The organism is Bacillus sp. SRL543 (assembly GCF_984799205.1).
Window position 1 is genome coordinate 1,608,465 of record NZ_OZ481794.1, and the last position, 18,877, is coordinate 1,627,341.

At 46.0% G+C, this 18,877-nt stretch carries 18 protein-coding genes; 13 read left to right on the forward strand and 5 right to left on the reverse strand.

Going from position 1 to position 18,877, the window contains the following annotated elements; genetic code table 11:
* Positions 1-22: 22 nt before the first annotated feature.
* The 5 genes from AC4E8B_RS08200 to AC4E8B_RS08220 all read left to right on the forward strand — a co-directional run bounded on the left by AC4E8B_RS08200 (position 23) and on the right by AC4E8B_RS08220 (position 3,360).
* A complete protein-coding gene (locus tag AC4E8B_RS08200) occupies positions 23-187 on the forward strand; it encodes a hypothetical protein (RefSeq protein ID WP_490218083.1) in 165 nt (54 codons plus the stop codon).
* A 114-nt stretch (positions 188-301) separates the two neighbouring features.
* Complete coding sequence (locus tag AC4E8B_RS08205; protein ID WP_490218084.1) at positions 302-1,300, forward strand: DUF3231 family protein; 999 nt, start codon at positions 302-304, stop codon at positions 1,298-1,300.
* A 219-nt stretch (positions 1,301-1,519) separates the two neighbouring features.
* Positions 1,520-1,651, forward strand: coding sequence for a hypothetical protein (locus AC4E8B_RS08210; RefSeq protein ID WP_490218085.1), 132 nt, complete (start codon positions 1,520-1,522; stop codon positions 1,649-1,651).
* Positions 1,652-1,674: 23 nt separating this feature from the next.
* Positions 1,675-2,457: a glutamate ligase domain-containing protein gene (locus AC4E8B_RS08215; RefSeq protein WP_490218086.1), complete on the forward strand. Its 783-nt coding sequence runs from the start codon at positions 1,675-1,677 to the stop codon at positions 2,455-2,457.
* A gap of 207 nt (positions 2,458-2,664) precedes the next feature.
* On the forward strand, positions 2,665-3,360 hold the full coding sequence (locus AC4E8B_RS08220; RefSeq protein ID WP_490219574.1) for a protein-glutamine gamma-glutamyltransferase: 696 nt from the start codon (positions 2,665-2,667) through the stop codon (positions 3,358-3,360).
* A gap of 40 nt (positions 3,361-3,400) precedes the next feature.
* Here AC4E8B_RS08220 and AC4E8B_RS08225 read toward each other — a convergent pair whose 3' ends face one another.
* Positions 3,401-4,219, reverse strand: a complete 819-nt coding sequence (locus tag AC4E8B_RS08225) for a glycerophosphodiester phosphodiesterase (protein WP_490218087.1) — start codon at positions 4,217-4,219, stop codon at positions 3,401-3,403.
* Between the two features lie 79 nt (positions 4,220-4,298).
* Positions 4,299-4,592 carry a hypothetical protein gene (locus AC4E8B_RS08230; RefSeq protein ID WP_490218089.1) on the reverse strand — a complete coding sequence of 98 codons (294 nt, stop codon included), beginning with the start codon at positions 4,590-4,592 and terminating at the stop codon, positions 4,299-4,301.
* 317 nt (positions 4,593-4,909) lie between these two features.
* On the opposite strand from AC4E8B_RS08230, the gene AC4E8B_RS08235 reads away from it, so the two are divergent.
* The 7 genes from AC4E8B_RS08235 to AC4E8B_RS08265 all read left to right on the forward strand — a co-directional run bounded on the left by AC4E8B_RS08235 (position 4,910) and on the right by AC4E8B_RS08265 (position 12,326).
* Positions 4,910-5,323, forward strand: a complete 414-nt coding sequence (locus tag AC4E8B_RS08235; RefSeq protein WP_490218091.1) for a hypothetical protein — start codon at positions 4,910-4,912, stop codon at positions 5,321-5,323.
* A 175-nt stretch (positions 5,324-5,498) separates the two neighbouring features.
* Positions 5,499-6,023: an NfeD family membrane protein gene (locus tag AC4E8B_RS08240; RefSeq protein WP_490218093.1), complete on the forward strand. Its 525-nt coding sequence runs from the start codon at positions 5,499-5,501 to the stop codon at positions 6,021-6,023.
* Positions 6,024-6,038: 15 nt separating this feature from the next.
* Entirely contained in the window at positions 6,039-7,586 is a 1,548-nt protein-coding gene (floT, locus tag AC4E8B_RS08245; RefSeq protein WP_490218094.1) for a flotillin lipid rafts scaffold protein FloT, read from the forward strand.
* 213 nt (positions 7,587-7,799) lie between these two features.
* Positions 7,800-7,925: a YjcZ family sporulation protein gene (locus tag AC4E8B_RS08250; protein WP_490218096.1), complete on the forward strand. Its 126-nt coding sequence runs from the start codon at positions 7,800-7,802 to the stop codon at positions 7,923-7,925.
* Positions 7,926-7,961: 36 nt separating this feature from the next.
* Positions 7,962-8,099: a YjcZ family sporulation protein gene (locus AC4E8B_RS08255; RefSeq protein ID WP_490218098.1), complete on the forward strand. Its 138-nt coding sequence runs from the start codon at positions 7,962-7,964 to the stop codon at positions 8,097-8,099.
* 137 nt (positions 8,100-8,236) lie between these two features.
* Positions 8,237-8,434 carry a hypothetical protein gene (locus AC4E8B_RS08260; protein WP_490218100.1) on the forward strand — a complete coding sequence of 66 codons (198 nt, stop codon included), beginning with the start codon at positions 8,237-8,239 and terminating at the stop codon, positions 8,432-8,434.
* A 358-nt stretch (positions 8,435-8,792) separates the two neighbouring features.
* Positions 8,793-12,326, forward strand: a complete 3,534-nt coding sequence (locus AC4E8B_RS08265) for a CheR family methyltransferase (RefSeq protein WP_490218101.1) — start codon at positions 8,793-8,795, stop codon at positions 12,324-12,326.
* Between the two features lie 10 nt (positions 12,327-12,336).
* Here AC4E8B_RS08265 and AC4E8B_RS08270 read toward each other — a convergent pair whose 3' ends face one another.
* Together AC4E8B_RS08270 and AC4E8B_RS08275 are read right to left on the reverse strand one after the other, a co-directional pair.
* Positions 12,337-12,990 (reverse strand): hypothetical protein, encoded by a 654-nt coding sequence (locus AC4E8B_RS08270; protein WP_490218102.1) that lies wholly within the window; start codon positions 12,988-12,990, stop codon positions 12,337-12,339.
* Entirely contained in the window at positions 12,987-13,634 is a 648-nt protein-coding gene (locus tag AC4E8B_RS08275; RefSeq protein ID WP_490218104.1) for a cobalamin B12-binding domain-containing protein, read from the reverse strand. The genes AC4E8B_RS08270 and AC4E8B_RS08275 overlap by 4 nt, the downstream gene beginning before the upstream one ends.
* 120 nt (positions 13,635-13,754) lie before the next feature.
* Here AC4E8B_RS08275 and AC4E8B_RS08280 point away from each other — a divergent pair, with 120 nt between their 5' ends.
* Positions 13,755-14,123: a hypothetical protein gene (locus tag AC4E8B_RS08280; RefSeq protein ID WP_490218106.1), complete on the forward strand. Its 369-nt coding sequence runs from the start codon at positions 13,755-13,757 to the stop codon at positions 14,121-14,123.
* 59 nt (positions 14,124-14,182) lie between these two features.
* Here the strand turns inward: AC4E8B_RS08280 and AC4E8B_RS08285 are convergent, their stop codons facing one another.
* Complete coding sequence (locus AC4E8B_RS08285) at positions 14,183-18,511, reverse strand: S8 family serine peptidase (protein ID WP_490218107.1); 4,329 nt, start codon at positions 18,509-18,511, stop codon at positions 14,183-14,185.
* Positions 18,512-18,877: the final 366 nt, after the last annotated feature.

Genomic DNA, 18,877 nt, shown 5'->3' on the forward strand with positions numbered 1-18,877 from the left:
AATAAAAGAGGAGGAATAATAAGTGAAAAAATGGTTATTGATGCTTTTTGCAGCTCTATCTTTATCAATGGCAGTTACTGGATGCAGCGGTACGGAAGATGAGGATACGGATACTGGCACAGATACAGAGCAGAATGAAGATGCCGGAACAGATTCTGATGAAGGCACCGAAGAGGATTCTGAATAAGTGTAAGCAGGCTGCCCCGCGGAGGCAGCTTTTACTTTGAGCGAATCATGAATCCAATGGGAGATTTTTGGAGACCATACTTAATTATGCAGGCATTTTAAAAGGAGTGGTCCCATGGGAAACAAGCCGGCGATTTCATCGTCTGAACTAGGTACTTTATGGATGACATATCAGCAAAAAACAATGCTGATTCATATGCTGCCATATTTTATTAGAAAGGCTGAAGATCCGGAAGGAAAAGAGCTGCTGCAGTCTTTATTGGTCCAGATATCCCCATTTAAAGAAAGTATAGAGCGTATACTTAAGGAAGATGGTGCAGTCATCCCTATGGGTTTTACCTCTCAGGATGTCAATCCCGATGCCCCAGTTCTGTATCAGCCTTATTTTGATATCCACTTTCTGAGGCTGATGAAGGAAATCAGCATGGGGCTCCATACGCTCCATCTCAGCATGGCTTACAGAGAGGATATCATCAGCTTATACAGGAATCTTTCGCAGGTTACACAGGAGTTCTATCAGCATTTTACACAGTTTTTGCTCAAGAAGGGCCTGCTGCCGCGGCCGCCTTCCGTTACGATGCCCAGGGATGTTGAGATTGCCGAGGGTACTGGATATATGAAGGGAAACGACCTTTTTGGCAACAAAAGATCTCTGAACACAGTTGAAGTCGCGTTTATATATCATGCTATTGAAAGCAATGTAACGGGTATGCAAATGATCACTGGATTTGCACAGACTGCAAAGAAGCAGGAAGTGAGGGACTTCCTCAATAAAGGGAAAGACCTTTCCCAGAAGATCATTATTGAATTTGGACAAAAGCTGACAGATAGTGATATACAGGTGCCATCTACTTCTGCCGGGTACCCTACATCTTCGACTGAAGGCCCTTTCACTGATAAACTCATGCTTTATTGCACCAGTCTTTTGTGCAGCTTCGGACTCGGAAGCAATGCCATAGGCACTGCCTTCAGCCTGCGCAATGATCTGCCTTTGAAAATGGCAGCTCTGGCGAAAGATATCTATACATATGGACATGAAGGCGGAAGGATCATGGCCAAGAACGGATGGATGGAAGAGCCGCCGCAAATGGAAGACCGCAATGCTTTGATCTGAATGAAAACGGCCCAGGGCAAAGGGCTGTTTTTTATTTTGTGATTTTTTAATGGATGCGGTTTCATTTAGGATTATACGGGGGTATAGTAGCTTGGGATTTAATGAAGATACACCAGTTCGGATGGTGTCTATGTCGGGGAACAGTGCATCGATACAGGGGACTGCTCAGGACCGATTTCGGCACGGAAGATATTAAGCCATCCTAATGTTGATATAGCGGTGCTCGAGTCTGCCAGGGGAGGAATCCTCAGAGAAGGGCTTGCCTTCCGCCATTGTGATGTGGGGATTGTCACCAATGTCTCTGAAGATCATCTCGGACTGGACGGGATTGAGATTTCGGCCAGCTCGTAAAACTGAAAAGGCTGATACCGGAAGTGGTCATTGAAGGAGGCTATTGCATCTTAAATGCCGATGATCCGGAGACATTAAAAATGGCAGCATACACCAAGGGGAAAGTCATTTATACATCATTGGATGAACAGAGCGAAGGCTCCCGAAGGGCTCTTGAGAAGGGTGAACCTCTTTGGTATCTGGACAGCATGGGCCAGATTGTGTACGCGGAAGCGGGCATCAAGGCGGAATTCCTGCCTGCTGCTGATGTACCTGTAACAATCAATGGCAGGGCAAGGCACAATATAGCCAATCTGCTGCAGGCCTTGGCCGCGGCGGCTGCGCAAGGAGTATGTCTTGAAACACTCAAAGAAAAGGCTTTATCCTTTATGCCTGACTCCAGAAATTCCAGGGGAAGGTTCAATGCTTTCCCTGTTCAGGGGCGGGAAATCATTATTGACTATGCCCATAATGCTGCAGGGCTGTCAGCTGTCTTTGATACGGCCGATCATATGAAGAATAAGAGGCTCATCACCATCCTTTCGGCTCCGGGAGACCGGTCTGATTCTGATATTGCTAGGATGGCAGAAATTACAGCGGGCCATTCAGATTTAATAGTTATAAAGGAAGATAAAGATCTGAGAGGAAGACTGCCCCTTGAAATCGCATCACTTTTGAAAGTGCTGCTTCAAAGGTTATTGACAGCCAGTCAGTGTTCATTTGCCCGGATGAACTCGAAGCTTATCAGAAAGCCTGGTCATTATCCCAGGAGGGAGATACACTCCTGTTTTTATACGAGAACTTTGATGTGCGTCTTCATTTATTGAAAGTGTTAAGAAACATGAACAAGCCCTGCAGGGGGATTGATTGGACAGAGGGGCCTGCCATCTGAATGATGACGGGCTTTTCTGCGGGCAGCGGGCAAAACTCAGGGGCATTTTAAAGAGACCTCTGCCATAAGGTATAGGGAAGCCGTACTTGGAAAGGAGTTTTCTATGATACAGCTGCCCGTTTTTCCAGGGCTGTCCGCTGATATGCTGCCAGAAAGCCAAAGGGCTATATGGCAAGCGTTAGATAGAAGCCCGGAGACATTTTATTATAATACTGCTGGGGAGCTCTTGTTTGAGCTGGAAACAAGGGAAAGAATTCTGTACTACTCCAGGAAGCTGAGTAAGAGCGGCGCTGTTTTTGCCGCCTTCCAAGACTCTTTCTTCAATCCGGCATATTGGACCAAAACAAGGGCGGGATATGCCTTAAGGCCGGACGTTCGCCCTTCGGACGCGGTCAACGATGTTTTTTCCAATGGCAGCAAATATGCTTTTGAATGTTCAACCGCCATCGTGATTATCTTGTACAAGGCAGTGCTTGAGTCTATTTCTGTCCGCTACTTTAACCAGCTGTTCCAAAATCTGCTGGTATGGGATTGGAATTATGACAGAGATCTGGGCATTATTACAAAAATAGGGTCGTACTTCATTCCGGGTGACATTGTCTATTTTTATAATCCTGATTTCGGGCACCCGGTCTGGACGGGCGAAAATGCAGTATATCTGGGCAATGACACATATTTTGGGCATGGAATAGGCATCATGTCAGAGCAGGAAATGGTTGCTGCCCTCAATACACTCAGGAAACCCAATGCCACCCAATCAGCATTCCTCATCTCCCAGCACAGCAGGATCAATTTCCGCTACTTATTTCAATTTGCCAAAAGGACCCAGGGCTTTTAGGCAGGAAGCTTGTCCAAAAAAGCGGCCCCTTGGCTGCGCTTCAGTCAAGGAGCTCGATAAAATCTGCTACAATGCCATCAGCAGGGAGCTTCAAAGCTTTTTCTGCTTCTTTTTCTGTCCTGATGGTCCATATAATTGCCTTCATGCCTTTCTGGTGTATCCGGTCCAGAAGCTGCCTGCTCGCGATGGTATGTTTTGGATTTAAATAGCTGGCATACTCTGCAATCTGTTCAAGCTCTCTTTCGCTCATCCTCTTCGCCTTGTAATTCAGAAGAATTCCGACCGGGATGGAAGGGAGCAGACTATGGATCTTTTCCATTGAGCTCCTGTCAAAAGATTGGATGATGATCCGGGATCCCGCGCCATTGTCCAGGTTACGCCTTTTTAGTTCTTCTGCGATCTGTTCTTCTATCCCCGGGTAAAGGGCAGGCTTCTTCAGCTCGATCAGGAGCCCTGCTTTTTCAGCATATTTATCCAGCATTTCAGTGAATGACGGAATGATTTCCCCCGCAAATTCCTTTGAATGCCAGCTGCCTGCATCCAGGCTCCTCAGCTCTTTCCATGTCAGGGAAGAAACCTTTCCCTTTCCGTCTGTCGTCCGGTCGACAGTAGGATCATGAATGACGGCAAGCATTCCATCCTTGGTTCGCTGGACATCAAATTCAAGAAAATCTGCTCCCTTTTGAATCGCATAGTCAAATGATGAAAAGGTATTTTCCGGCCTGGTTCCTGCGGCTCCGCGGTGTCCGATTTTAAGCTTTGATGGCAGGCTGCCATATGCCTCCTGTACTTTTCGAAGTGCTTTCAGCCTGGCCATAAGCGGGGTTAATGCATTCCGGTAGCTGCCCAAGCTTTTCATCTCCTTTTACTGATGATTTGTTTTCTTTACCCTGAAAATCTATCATAATGAAGCGCCGCCTGTTTCGGCAAATGAAAACTTAGTCCCAATCTTCATATATGATCCTGCCGCCAGTCAAATCTATTTCGTTTCGTTCACCTTTATAGTAAAGCTTTCCATTTTCTTTGATCAACAGCTTTTCGTAAGTGTAAATATTCTTGCCTGCAGGCAGTTCAATGACTACCTTTTGGCCCAGGTCCTTTTCCGGTGATTTTATTTTGATAGTGCTTGTGGAATAGTAGAAAATTAGAGAAACTGCTGCCGCCGTCATCAGGATGAGGAAAGGGATCTTCCATGATATTGGCCGCCTGCTGGAATATCTGTCTGATCTCATGGTATTTGCAACCTCCGTTAAAATATAAATGCACGCAAAGCATAAACGGGCTCTAAAAAAAGTCTTTACTAGCGTATGCAGCAGCCGCGGACCCGATGACAAAAAGAGGCTGTTTGCCATACGGCCGGCTGTTGGCGATCCTTAGGCCAGATTGACTATTCTGCCTCGATTTTAACCGGGAGCAGCTGCAGGCATGCAATCAATTTTGGTAGATTAGTCTATTTCTGTTTTGGCTGATTGTATGATATGGTAGGTAACGGAGCAGGATTACATATATATTTTAAGAGAGTCCAATCAGATTAACCGGAGGAAGAATTATGATTTGGGAAACCATAGATGGAATTAATATATGGAAACTGAGCAGGTATTTCAAGAAGCTTTCGGCTTCCAAGCTGACGCTGGAAGAAAAGGCCTTGAACGATGTTCTGGTCGTTACACTGCCGCTGAAAAAATCAGATGAAGCTACTTCGCCTGTCATCAGGAAGCAGATTGAAGAAGCCATTTTGCACTCAGATGGATTTGAGACATTGAAGGTGGCACTACTGGAAAACTGCAGGCCGGCTTATAAAGAAATGATGACGAAATATGGGGTCAGACGATGGCTGGAAATACCTGTAGAAGAAAATATTATATATAAATTTTCATTTGAAAATATAAAAGAAACCAGCCAGTACAGCTCTTACCAATTGCCTAAAAGCAGCAGCGGCACCTCAGAGCTTGCTGCGAGGTAGCATGGGAAACCATGCTTTTTTTTATGGCAAAAAATTAGAAAATTGAAACTTTCGCTGTGCCCGCTCGTAAATAATACAGAAGCTTCCAGATGGATATTCTGAGGGGAAAAGCAAAGCGTCAATAAAGTCTGCTATATGCCATGTGCGCTAAGCGGGAAGGAGGTTTGATAGTTATATGGAGATCTTTGGGTTGCCGATCGAGACTCTATACTTGTACATTTTATGTTTTTCAGGTGGAATAATAGTCTTATATGTTTTGTTCGGTGATGTACTTGAGGGGGCCGGTGAAATCAGCCCTTTGCTGAATCCCATAGTGATTTTTGCTTTTTTGACGATTTTTTCGGCAGCCGGCTTCCTGATGGAATATACAACCGGGTTGGGCAGCGTCTTGATCATGTCCATTTCGGCGGCAATTGCTTTTGTTCTGGATATCGTTTTATATCTTTTTGTGCTGATCCCCTTATCCAATGCGGAAGAATCGCTGGTCTATACAGACGAATCCTTAAGAGGCAGAGTTGGGAAGGTCATCATCCCGATACCAGAGGGCGGGTTCGGCGAAGTGCTGATCGAAAGCGTCAGCGGGAGGATCGCCAAGTCAGCCCAGAGCTTTAAAGGCGGGCCGATTGAAGAAGGCCAGGAAGTACTTATTATAGAAGTTAATGAAAATGTCCTTCAGGTTGTCAGGCATGAAGGATTATAAACAGGAGGGAACAAAATGGCAATGGTTTGGGTGGTAGTTGGTATTGCAGCATTTCTATTGATTGCTCTGCTGGGTGTATTTGTTACTAAATATAAGACGGCCGGACCTGACGAGGCTCTGATCGTCACGGGCAGCTATCTTGGAAACAAGCGGGTCCATGTGGATGAGTCTGGCAATAAAATTAAGATCATCAGGGGAGGAGGAACTTTTGTCCTGCCGGTATTTCAGCAGTCAGAGCCGCTGAGCCTGCTTTCAAGCAAACTTGAGGTATCAACGCCCGAGGTATACACAGAACAAGGAGTGCCAGTGATGGCCGATGGCACTGCCATCATTAAAATAGGCGGCTCCATCAGCGAGATTGCCACTGCAGCAGAACAGTTCCTTGGAAAATCAAAGGAAGACAGGGAGAATGAAGCAAAGGAAGTGCTCGAAGGCCACCTCCGTTCTATCCTTGGTTCCATGACAGTTGAAGAAATCTATAAAAACAGAGACAAATTTTCGCAGGAGGTTCAAAGGGTGGCTTCACAGGATCTGGCGAAGATGGGGCTTGTCATCGTTTCACTGACGATCAAGGATGTAAGGGATAAGAACGGCTATCTGGATTCCCTGGGCAAACCGAGAATTGCACAGGTTAAAAGGGATGCCGATATTGCGACAGCTGAAGCAGATAAAGAAACGAGGATCAAAAAAGCCGAAGCTGATAAAGATGCCAAAAGGGCTGAGCTCGAGAGGGCAACCGAAATCGCGGAAGCCGAAAAGGAAAATAAAATGAAAATGGCCGATTATCGGAGAGACCAGGATATTGCCAAGGCCCGGGCTGATCAGGCTTATGATCTGGAGACAGCTAGAGCCAAGCAGGAAGTAACCGAGCATGAGATGCAGATCCGCATTATAGAAAGGCAAAAGCAGATCGAACTTGAGGAGAAAGAAATCCTGAGACGGGAAAAGCAATATGATTCTGAGGTTAAAAAGAAGGCAGATGCTGACAGATATGCGGTTGAGCAGGCGGCAGAGGCAGAAAAGCGGAAGCAGATCACGGCAGCTGATGCTAACCAGTACAGGATTGAATCACAAGCGAAGGCAGAGGCGGAAAGAGTCAGGGTCGATGGCATTGCCAAAGCAGATGCATTAAGGGCACAAGGGGAATCCGAGGCTGAAATCATCCGTCTTAAAGGTCTTGCTGAAGGTGAAGCCAAACGGAAGATTGCTGAGGCATTTGAACAATTCGGCCAGGCAGCTGTACTGGACTTGGTCCTGAAGATGCTCCCTGAATATGCCAAACAGGTTGCAAGTCCATTGGCCAACATCGACAAGATTACAGTCGTCGATACAGGAGGAGATGGCAAAAACAGCGGCGCCAACAGGGTTGCAGGATATGCAACCAATCTGATGAGCACCATGCAGGAAACGCTGAAGGCATCTTCGGGCATAGACGTTAAAGAACTGCTCGAGAACCTTTCCGGCAAGGGCAATGTCCGCCAAAGCCTTGATGAGCTTACGTATGAGCTGAAGGAAGCGGCGCAGAATAAAGGGGAGGAGAAGGGGGAAATCCCTACTTCATAAGCTGGTAAGGCGCGGGAAGAATCATTCCTGCGTCTTTTTTCTTTTGATTTGTCCGCCTCAGGATCAAAGCTTTTCTGCTTTTCTTATTTGCCATCCGGCCCTTGCTTTTTCCATGCCCCTGATTAAATGACCCAAAAAATGTGCGTTTGTCTATTCGCACAATAGCTCATTGCTGAATAGGATATATTGAATCAACTAAAGGAGGTTTTTTAAATGTCAGACGGATGCGGATACGGCGGAGGTTTTGCCCTGCTGGTAGTATTGTTCATCTTATTGATTATCATTGGTGCTTCTTGGGGTTATGGCGGAGGCGGCTACGGCGGCGGCTACGGCTACTAATCAGTACTGACAAAGAATAAAGGAGGAGATCTTCCAATGGCATACGGATACGGATACGGCGGCTATGGCGGCTGCGGCTACGGAGGCGGCGGCGGCTATGGCGGCGGGTTTGCGCTGATTGTTGTACTATTCATCCTTCTGATCATCGTTGGTGCAGCCTGCTTTAAATGGTAATAGATTGAAAGGGGGGAGACAGGGCATCCTGTCTCTCTTTTTGTATTCCAAAATAAACAGCGCCTTCCGCATTTCATTTGTTTTATCCTCCCTTGCAGAGGGAATGGGTAGGAAAAGAGTAAATGGAGGAGAGAAGAATGGAGCATCAGACTGAAGACAGACATTATACGCTTGATGAGATTTATGGACTTTTGGAGAGCGGGCTTCAACGGGAGCTTAATCCGAAGGAACACAGCATTATAACTAAATGGGTTGCTTCTTTTGATAAAGAGGATAGAATCACAGTGCTGAATATGTTCAAAGAACTGTTGAATAAACATAAACGAATAGATTAAGGATGGAACAGCTGCCTTCTATATGAAGGCTTTTTTAATTTTTCTGAGCAGCAGCCTTCTTGCCTGAAAAACTGAAAACTTGGCGGAAAAGCCACATGCGAATGAATTGCCGACAAATCTTGATTGGCTGTTGAAGAACCACTATAATCATGAGTATAATGAATTTCCTATAAGTGGAATCACTGTCCGCCTTCTCCTAAATTTCTAAGAAGCATTTGCCGCTGCTGCTGAATATATTTCGATTTTTTCCCTGGAAATCCTATAACTCTATTGCAGATCCAGTGCCTGGCCAATGAAGGGGGAACCTTTGCTGGAGCCTGGCTTATTTTCGGCATTAATCAGGAGGAATCAAAGAAGCATGTCTATGAAACAATCAATGAACACTGCCGGGAAAAATCCCTTGGGAAAAGAATTTTACATCGTAGGGATTGGCGCGTCTGCAGGAGGCCTGGATGCCATTGAACAGTTTTTTGCGAAAGTTCCTGCCGATTCAGGTATGGCCTATATAGTTGTTCAGCATCTGTCCTCCAAATATAAAAGCTTTATGCCGGAATTACTGGCAAAGAAGACAAAGATGAAAATAGTGCGCATCAAAGAAGGGATGCAGGTCCAGCCAGACACCATCTACTTGAATCCCCCGGATTGCTATACTTCCCTTGAAGGAAATATTTTTAAGGTGAGCAAATATGAAAAAGACAAACAGCTGCATCTTCCGATTGATGCATTTCTGAAATCCCTCGCTGCCAGTAAAAAGGACAAGGCGGTTTCCATCATCTTCTCGGGAAAAGGAAACGACGGAACGGCTGGAGTGAAAGCAATCAAGGATAATGGCGGAACTGTGATAGTCCAGGATGGACAGTCAGCCAAATTCAATGATATGCCGGAAAGTGCAATTCTTTCAGGCTATGCAGATTATATTGAAGTCCCTCCCAACATGCCCTCTATTCTCAGTTCCTTCAATGAAAGTGTTATGCCCCGCTACAGCCAGGAAACCTTAGAAGAAATTTTTGGATTGATAAAAAAGAAAACTGGATTAGACTTCTCTTATTATAAGAAAAACAGCATTATCAGAAGAATTGAACGGCGGATTCTGCAGCTTGAATCCCGGCAGCAAAGCGTTGAAGAATATTTTGATTTTCTCAAGGCTGACAGCGGAGAGGTTGAAAGCCTCCAAAAAGACCTGCTGATCGGCGTCACCCACTTTTTCAGGGACACAGAAGCTTTCAAAATCATTGAAGATGTGATTGTGCCTGAAGCCGTCCATCAAAAGGCGGCTGCAAAGGAAGAGCTCAGAATATGGATCGCCGGCTGTTCCACCGGACAGGAGGCATACTCCTACGCGATTCTTTTTGACCGCTATGTTCAGAAAATGGGTATAGATCTAACTGTCAGAATCTTTGCAACAGATATCAATAAAGATGCAATTGAGTTTGCCAGACGTGGAGTGTATCCGGCCCATCAGACAGTGGGCATCCCTGAAGAGCTGCTGAAACAGTATTTTGTGAAAAAGGGAGACTGCTGGGAAATCATCAAGCGCATCCGCAGCTATGTCGTATTTGCTCCACACAATCTGTTAAAAGACTCTCCGTTTGTCAATATGGATTTAATCAGCTGCAGAAATGTAATGATTTATTTTCAGCCGGACATGCAGCGGAAGCTGTTATCACTTTTTAATTTTGCTTTGAACGAAAAGGGCACCCTCGTTCTTGGGCACAGCGAAACAACCGGAAAAATGTCCCACTTCTTCCGTCCGGTCAACAGCAAGTGGAATATTTACAAAAATGCGATTTCCGAAAACTGGATGATTCAGTCAGAAAGGAGAGTTTCGTATATGCCGGCTTTGGCAGAACAAGCTGAAAATAGAAATATTGCCGGAGATTCACTCTCTGCACGCAGGAGGGCAGCTATCAATCAAACCCTTGTGGATTATTATGTTCTTCCGTGCATTGTCCTCAACGAAGTAAATGAGGTGATATTCACGTCCCGGAGGGCAAACAAGTACCTGAATTTCCTCAATGAATCTTCAAGCAAAAGCATCTATAAAATGGTCCCTGTCCATTTATCTGTTATGATTGGGACCGCGTTAAAGAAATTAGCAGGGGAACGGAATGAGGTCTGCTATAAAAATGTCCATTTCGATGTAGATGGGGAGAACCGCTATTTTGATCTGGTAGTAAAAAATTTTGCAGGCAATGAATCACTTACGATCATCCTTTTTGATGAAGAACAGAATACAAAGGAAAAAAAGACCATGCCTCTATATTTCGATCCTCACAGTACGGTGGCCGAGAGGATTGCAGACCTGGAGCAGGAGCTGTATTATACACAGCAGACGCTTCAGACAACCATTGAGGAGCTTGAGACTTCCAATGAAGAACTTCAGTCTGCAAATGAGGAGCTCATTGCGGCAAATGAAGAAATGCAGAGCGCCAACGAAGAAATGCATTCCATAAATGAAGAGCTTGTGAATGTAAATCATGAGTATGAACAAAAAATCAAAGAAGTGACCGAGCTTGCAGATGATATGGACAACCTGCTCATCAGCACAAATATAGCAGCAGTATTCCTGGATAGCGATTTGAATATCCGCCTTTTTACGCCGGAAGCGAAGAAGGTCATCAATGTATTCGATATGGATGTCGGCAGGCCGTTCTTCCACATATCTCATAATTTTGAACAGGCATCACTTGTGGAGGATGCTGAAAGGGTCGTCAAATCTTTCGGGAAAATTGAGAAAGAGCTGAAGTCCAAGGACCATAAATGGTATCTTATGCAGGCCTTCCCATACCGCACTAGCGAGAATGTGATGGACGGAGTGGTGTTTACCTTCAGTGATATCACTGAGATAAAGCGTTTCAACCAGAAGCTTAAACTCACCTCCAATGCACTTGATCAGAGCCCATCCCGGATCTTGATCATTGATAAATCAGGCAATATCGAATACCACAATAAAGAGTTCGCGGAGCATGAAGGAAAACCTGACAGCTTTGTGGGAAGGAACATTAAAGATCTTTACAGAGATCAAATGAATACTGCTGATTTTGAAGAAATTGAAAATGCGATAATTGCCAGGGAGGTTTGGAAGGGCAGCATGTCCTATCCACTGGATGGCGGCATCGCCAAGTGGGAAAACGTCTGCTTTTTGCCGATCGAGGATCAGGCCGGTGATGTCAGCAGCTATCTTGGCATCATAGAAGATATCACTGTCCATAAAGCATCAGAGGCTATGCTGCAGAAATCAGAAATGCTTTCAGCTGTAGGGCAGCTTGCAGCAGGGATTGTACACGAAATCCGCAATCCGCTCACTTCCCTGAAAGGATTTCTGCAGCTGATGATGCAGACTGGCAGCTATAATAAAGAATACACTGAAGTCATGATGTCTGAATTCGGCAGGCTGGAAGCCATCATAGACGAATTCCTGGTCCTTGCTAAACCCAAAGCAGCAGTCTTTGATCTTGTAGATGTTTCCAAGGTCATCCAGGATGTTTGCGTCCTCCTTGATACCCAGGCAATTATGCAGAATATCAGCATAACCGCAATCCATCAGGAATCCTTGCCAAAAGTTAAAGGAAATGAAAAGGAACTGAAGCAAGTCTTCATCAATATGGTGAAAAATGCTATTGAAGCGATGGATAACGGAGGGACGATCCTGATTGAGACGGGTATGGAGGGGAAAAATCTGCTCGTCAAAATCTCCGATCAGGGAAAAGGAATACCAGAGCAGCAGCTCAATAAGATGGGAGAGCCGTTTTACACTACAAAGGAAAAAGGAACTGGTCTTGGGGTCATGGTCAGTTTCAGGATCATTGAAAACCATAAAGGCTCGCTTAATTATGCAAGCATTGAAGGGAAAGGGACAACAGCAGAAATCCGTATTCCCGGCATTCAATAAAAGCAGACTCTCAGTCTATCAAAGAGTCTGCCGCTGATATGATTTCCATTAGATTTTTCTGGATTCTTTCCAAGTATTCCGTTTTTCCATGCTCAATGGCAAGGGGCTTGAGGATGTTCATCAGATCAATCGATTCGCAAGCTGAATGGCTGATGCCCTTCAGCTTCTTTTTATGTTCAATTGCCATTAGCTTTTCATGTGAATCTATTCTTTCTTCAGAAAGGGGGTAATTTTGGCCCGTCATTGTTAGATCCGCCGGCTGCAGAGATGAAAGCCTGTTGCGAAGCAAGGCCAAATGATGCTGAACCTCAAGAAGATTGGAAGAGATGGGGGCGCAGCATACATAAATGAGATTCTTTTCAGTGATGCGTGAATAATAGATGTTAAAAAGTTCAACAGTATTTCCTGAGGTGCGCAGGTTGATTTCAATCATTTCTCCGGCATTTTTCCCAGGTATGCTGAACACTTTTTCAAGGCTGGCCTGGTCAGCAAGCTGGATAAAACTGATGCAATAAGGGAATCTGTTTTCAGCAGCGTCCGAAGCAAACAGTATTTTAAGGTCAGTGTCCAGTATAAAAAAGGGGATTGGAAGCAAATTCAAGTCTGTTTTCATATTGATGGCCACCGCTTTCATAAAATGCGCTTGCGCTTTTGTTCTTATCATAGGGCAGGTTCTTTCGACTCGCTCAAAATCCAGGCTTCAAGATCTTCCAGCTTCTTTATAAGAATGGTTTCCTTGCCGCAGAAGGGTTTAAAATCATAGCGGTTGATCAGTCTGCTCCCGACAAGGATCTTTGGCCGGAAAGAAAGCTGTTCAAGCACTTCTATATATTTCTTCAGCAAAGGCAGATGGTGGGTCAGGGACAATGAGATGCCGATAACCTCAGGCTTCCATTTTTCCGCACTGTTCAAGGCATATTCCAATGGAAGGCTGGCACCGAGATTTCTTACTTCCCAGCCATTTTCTTTGAATATCGAGGCAGTCATTTTAAGTCCGAGGTAATGCTGCTCGCCTTCCGGACAAAAGAGGAGGGCTCTCTTTCCCTGTGATGCTTCATGGCCTTTATCAAAAGAGTACTTTGTAAGAATGTAATCGCAAATTCCGGTAGCGAGATGTTCATCTGCCACAGAAATGATATCTTTTTGCCACAGCTCCCCTATATAGTGCATGCTCTCGCTCAGCAGACTTTCAAATATATAGCAGGATCGATAGTCTTTATAATCATATTCCTGGATAATGGCCCAGGTGCTATTTATATCGCCTTTTAAAAGGTAGCCTGCAAGTTCCTTGGCTGCTGCTGAATACAATGATATCAACTCCTGGCAAACTTTTTGTATTAGGTGCTCCCAAAAACATTTTCTTATTGATAGTATACTATATAAGAGAATGAAGCCGCATCCGGAAAAATTATTGAGGAGGCTCCCAGTATGGAAAAACCTGAAAAAGATAGAATCGTTAAGAAGCTCTTCGACCGATTTTATCAAGAGTTTCCATCTCTTGAGAAATTCGGGGAATCAGGCAAAAAGAGGACGGAAGAAGATATATATTATCACTTTCAATATCTCGAAACTGCCTATAAATTGACTAATATTCAAATATTCACCGATTACAGCAAGTGGCTCCAGGATATACTTACATCCCGCGGGCTTGATTCTTTTTATCTGGTACTCAATTATAAATGGCTGATTGAGGAATTGGCAGAAACAGATGCAGAGGAAAAAGATTTCTATATTGCAGCTCTTAAAGAAGGAATAGAGGTTCTCGAAGATTTGGAGTCAGGGAGCAGCCAAGTATAGAGATGCCAGATAACAAAGAAAGCCCGCCGGTTTCCCGGCGGGCTCCTTCTGCGGCCTGATTATTTGGCGTTGATATTCAGCTTTCCTTCAGCCGTCAGCCTTGTTTCATTGCCGAAGTCATCCGTCACCTTGACCTCGACTTCTGCGCCTGGTGCTTTGACGTTCTTCGTTGCTGTATAATAGCCCACATAATGGCCCTCCGACGTTTCCATCATAGGAAGCTCGACTGCATTTGTCAGCTGTCCGCCGGTATTTGTCAGCGGCATTCTGATGGAGAACACAGCTTTCAGCCCTGGTTCACTGTCAAATTCGATCTTGACGCTTTCGCCGGATTTTAGATCTTTATTCTCTTCCGGCAGCAGGTTCTCAATGACAGGTGCTGTGTATTTGGCAAACACTGTCACTTTTTTGTTTGTCTTGTTTTTTGCCTTGTCCTGAGCAGTGACAGTGATGGTATTTTCACCTTCGTTCAAAAGGATCCGTAATGAATAGGCCCCGTCCTGGATTGAAGCTTTTTTCCCGTTGACCTTCACCCAATCAAGGCTGGCATCTGCAACAGTACCTTCGACAGTGACTGTTTCCTTATTGGTTTTTAGGCCGTCAGCAGGCGAGGTGATTGTCAGTTCCGGTTTTTCTGAATCCACAATAACCTTTACAGGAGCGGAAGAGTCAGTTGATCCGCTGTCAGTGGCTGCTTTGGCAGTCAGGATATTTTCTCCCTCGTTCAATTCAGCTTCTGCAGAGAATTTCCCGGAGTCGTCTGCTGTTGTTTCCGCAGCCTTTTCACCGTTAATGTACAGGTGGACCGCAGTGGATGGCGCAGAAGTGCCTTCAATCACTGCGTGCTTCTGTTTTGTGATGGTGCCGTCAGCAGGCGAAGTGATAACAGGGGCACTCACTTCATAGTCAACTGCTGCCCGGATCATATAATTGCCTTCCTCGGCAGGGACTGGTGACCAGGCACCGCCGACCAGCTGCCAGCTCCGCCCAGCGTTTGGACCGTCTTCATCTGTACCAAGGCCCGGGGTATTTGGATTTGGAGCTGATTGGATATAGACCATATAAAAATCGCCATTGACCATGATGCCTTTGTCTCTTAAATCAACACGGGTCCATTCACCGTTTCTTAAAGCAGACGCTTCAAATGGCCCGGCAAGTTTTTTCCCGGGGGCACCGTCAGGCCCGCTTGCGTCATAGACAGCAAGCTGGAATTCCGTTCCTCCAGGCACCGGCCACTCAGTGTCCCAGAAGCGGAATATGCCGCCGGTGACCATCGCGCTGTTCTGGCCATTTTCGAGTGACATTTTCACAGCCCAGCCGTTTCCGGCATCATAAAATGCTCTTGCATTTTCTGCGGTTCCGTCGTCATAGCCGATTTCACCAGGGTAGCCGATGAATGGCTTCAGCTGTATATTTTGTTCGGCACTTGAACTGCCTTCAATTGTTATTTCAACTTCTTCGCTATAGAACGATGGAGCAACAACCTTTAAAGTGTATGTTCCTTCATAGGCTGTCAGCGAATATTGTCCACTCTCATCCGCGTAGACTGGTTCAACAGCTGCATCCTCCAGAAGCATAACCATGGCGCCCGGTACAGGCTCGCCGGTCAATTCGTTTGTAACCGAACCTGTAACCGTTCCTTTCGGTATTTCTTCCAGAACAAAGTTTGCTGATGCCTCTCCGTCTTCAGGGATATTGACGCTTTGTGATTCTGATCGGAACCCGTATGCTTCTGCCTGCACCGTATAAGTGCCGGATGCGTGGGTCATTTCATAGGAACCATCCTGCGGATCTGTGAAGACTGAACGCCCTGTCTCTAATACGGTGACTTCCGCATTTACAGGAAGTAATGCAGGGGAAGGGGCAGAACCATTTTCCTGCTCTTTTTTCCCTTGCTCCTTTTCCGGGACAATCTTGGCAGGGTCGATTTGCTTTTTAGCAGACACAGCTGGCCCGGATGGCCCGGCTGTACCGATTTTTCCAAGCTGGGCTTTCTTGGATGGTGCGTTAGGTGTGTCAGACAGTGACACGTCGTCCAAATACCAGCCTTGCTTCTGGACTGAGCTGTCAGTTGTCACATTGAAGGCAATATAGATGCGCTGGCCGGCAAATTCGCTCAGATCTACCTCACCGTCAATCCAGCCGTCTGTATTTCCGTTAACCCTCAGTTTCTGAGTCCAATTTTCCATATCTGCCGATACAAAGACATGGCCGTAATCATAGCGGTTCTCAAGCTCATGCCATTGTTTGAATTGCAGATAGGCATTCCCTTCGCCAAGATCAACCGGCGGCATGAGAAGCGTCATGTTAGCAGAATTGGCATAGTTTCCTCCAAGGGCGGTCGCATAGACGTTCTCACCTGATGCGGCATTTCCCGGGCCGGATGCCGGAGCTCCCCATTCCCAGCTGTCATTGGTTCCATACGAAGTCCATCCTTCAGGCTGGGACTCAAAATCCTGGCTGTATCCCGTGCTTATGCCTGGGATGACATTTACTTCAAATGTATCAGATTCGGCGCTGTTTCCGCCGAAATCAACTGCCTTCCACTGGTAGGACAGGCCAGGTTCCTCGATATCCTCTCCAGGAATGACTGCCTCATAGGTCCCGTCAGTATAACTGCCGGATACTCTTTCTGCTCCAACAGCTTCGGTGCTTCCGTCAGGTTTCACATACTCAAGCACTACATTTGTAACACTGATGTTATCGGAAACCTCTGCCCGGACAGCAAGATTCATACCGGCATATGTTTCAGTCTGTGCTTGATGTGAAATGGCTGGTGCTTCATTGTCATCTCCTTCTTTGGAAACCTGGCCCTTTAGCTTGCCCAGGCCGGAAACTACGGAAGAGACGGCGTCGAACACATTAACTAGTCCGTGTCCATAGCCGTTATTCGGTACATCCGGAAAAGTGGAATCTGTCAGCGGTACCGCTGTCGATGAGAGAATTTCTTCTATTTCATCAACTGTCAGGCTTGAATCTGCCTGCCGCAGCAAGGCTGCAGCTGCTGCTACGTGCGGGCCGGCCATAGAAGTGCCGTTCCAGCCCCCTTCGTAACCAGAACCCGGAACTGATGAGCGGATATTTACTCCTGGTGCTGCAATGTCAGGCTTGATTTCCTGGTATGGCGATGGCCCTTGAAGGGAGAAAGAGCCGAGTCTGTTATTGATGTCTGTGGCCCCGGTAGTATAGGACTCTGGATAATTGCCTGGAGAGGCGACTGAACCAGGTCCGCCTGGATTGGTCAGTGTTGTATTTCCTGCTGAAAATTCCGGAAAGATTTCGGCTGCCCGCCATGACTGGACCATTGGCCGGTACCATTCATCAAGCCCGGGTCCGCCGCCCCAGCTGTTATTTACAACATCTGGCGCCTGTTCAGGATGCGGGGTGCCATTGGCATCTTTAGGAGCAAGAATCCATTCCCCAGCCTCCAGAAGGTCGACATCTGACCCGCCGCTTGGACTGAAAGCTTTTACAGCAATCCATTTGGCACCTGGTGCAACTCCAATCTGGTTTGCACCGCCAGGATCGGAACCGGCCATGGTGCCGGTCACATGGGTGCCATGACCGTCGTCATCATACGGGGAGGATTGTCCTCCTACTGCATCAAACCAGTTGTAAGTATGTGAAGGCTGATCAGGGTTTGAAGAATCATAGCCGCGGTATTTTTCCTTTAGCGCGGGATGGTCCCACTGGACACCTGTGTCGATTGAGGCGACCACTGTACCGGAACCGTCTATGCCCATTTCCCAGGCTGCTGGTGCGCCGACCCTGTCTATGTTCCATTCAATGGAGCTGGTTTTATTATCTGCATTTTTTTCCATCTGGATGGAAGGTTTGGCGGCTTCTTTTACTGGCTTATGAAGCTGTCTGGTCTCATTAGGAAGGATTTTGTCTACTTCAGGAAAGCTTGCCAGCTTTTCCATGACATCTTTAGTGGCTGTGACGGCAATGCTGTTCACAATATAGAAGGATTTGCTATCTTTCGCTTTGCCGGCTTTTTCCTGCTGCTCGATATATTGGAGTACACCGGATTGTGATTCGGCTGCGACGGCTCTTAGAGAGGAAACTACTGCAGATCTTTTCATGAATTTAGCCTTGGAGGAAGTTGCTTTATCCGCTGATGCTTTTTTTGCTGCTTCTTGAGCGGCTTTTTTCGTGTCAGCCTGCTCTTTCATTTTTATGAGGAAGGTAACCTTGTCTTTTCCATCAAACTGATCAAGGAGCCTGCCCGATATTTTGCTTTTTGAAGATTCGGGGGAAGCCTTCTTCATCGATACATGGGGAGACTTGCCGGCTCCCGCCTGTGCTTGATAAGGACTCAGCAGGGAAGTGATCAAAAGTGCCGTGAGCATGAGATAAAGCCAGCGGAATTGCTTCTTTTTCTTCATGAACCTATTCCTCCTCTATTCTATTCATTTTCCGTACAGCAGCCACCAGCCCACCTTTCCTATAAATTTTCCAATTATGGCATATCCTGCTGTGACTCTTACTGTAGCGGAATTCAGTATGGCAAATTGTCGAAAAATGAGAGAAAAAGTCCGCTTAGCAGTGAAATCATTCAATCATCCCAGCCGTTAATATAGCAATATGACAATTCATAGGCCTTTTTCAATTCATTTTGCAGTATGAGAGCAGGCAATTATATCCAAATAGCGGCGAAAATAGATGAAGGTGCTTGAAAAATAAGAGAATCAGATTATAAGAGGCAGATTTACAGAAAAATTTTAAAAAAAGCTCGGGATGATCAGTACAAG

Coding starts and splice junctions, on each gene's coding strand:
- AC4E8B_RS08205 (WP_490218084.1), top strand. CDS start 302: ATGGGAAACAAGCCGGCGATTTCATCGTCTGAACTAGGTACTTTATGG.
- AC4E8B_RS08220 (WP_490219574.1), top strand. CDS start 2,665: ATGCTGCCAGAAAGCCAAAGGGCTATATGGCAAGCGTTAGATAGAAGC.
- AC4E8B_RS08225 (WP_490218087.1), bottom strand. CDS start 4,219: ATGAAAAGCTTGGGCAGCTACCGGAATGCATTAACCCCGCTTATGGCC.
- AC4E8B_RS08230 (WP_490218089.1), bottom strand. CDS start 4,592: ATGAGATCAGACAGATATTCCAGCAGGCGGCCAATATCATGGAAGATC.
- AC4E8B_RS08235 (WP_490218091.1), top strand. CDS start 4,910: ATGATTTGGGAAACCATAGATGGAATTAATATATGGAAACTGAGCAGG.
- AC4E8B_RS08240 (WP_490218093.1), top strand. CDS start 5,499: ATGGAGATCTTTGGGTTGCCGATCGAGACTCTATACTTGTACATTTTA.
- floT (WP_490218094.1), top strand. CDS start 6,039: ATGGCAATGGTTTGGGTGGTAGTTGGTATTGCAGCATTTCTATTGATT.
- AC4E8B_RS08250 (WP_490218096.1), top strand. CDS start 7,800: ATGTCAGACGGATGCGGATACGGCGGAGGTTTTGCCCTGCTGGTAGTA.
- AC4E8B_RS08255 (WP_490218098.1), top strand. CDS start 7,962: ATGGCATACGGATACGGATACGGCGGCTATGGCGGCTGCGGCTACGGA.
- AC4E8B_RS08260 (WP_490218100.1), top strand. CDS start 8,237: ATGGAGCATCAGACTGAAGACAGACATTATACGCTTGATGAGATTTAT.
- AC4E8B_RS08265 (WP_490218101.1), top strand. CDS start 8,793: ATGTCTATGAAACAATCAATGAACACTGCCGGGAAAAATCCCTTGGGA.
- AC4E8B_RS08270 (WP_490218102.1), bottom strand. CDS start 12,990: ATGATAAGAACAAAAGCGCAAGCGCATTTTATGAAAGCGGTGGCCATC.
- AC4E8B_RS08280 (WP_490218106.1), top strand. CDS start 13,755: ATGGAAAAACCTGAAAAAGATAGAATCGTTAAGAAGCTCTTCGACCGA.
- AC4E8B_RS08285 (WP_490218107.1), bottom strand. CDS start 18,511: ATGAAGAAAAAGAAGCAATTCCGCTGGCTTTATCTCATGCTCACGGCA.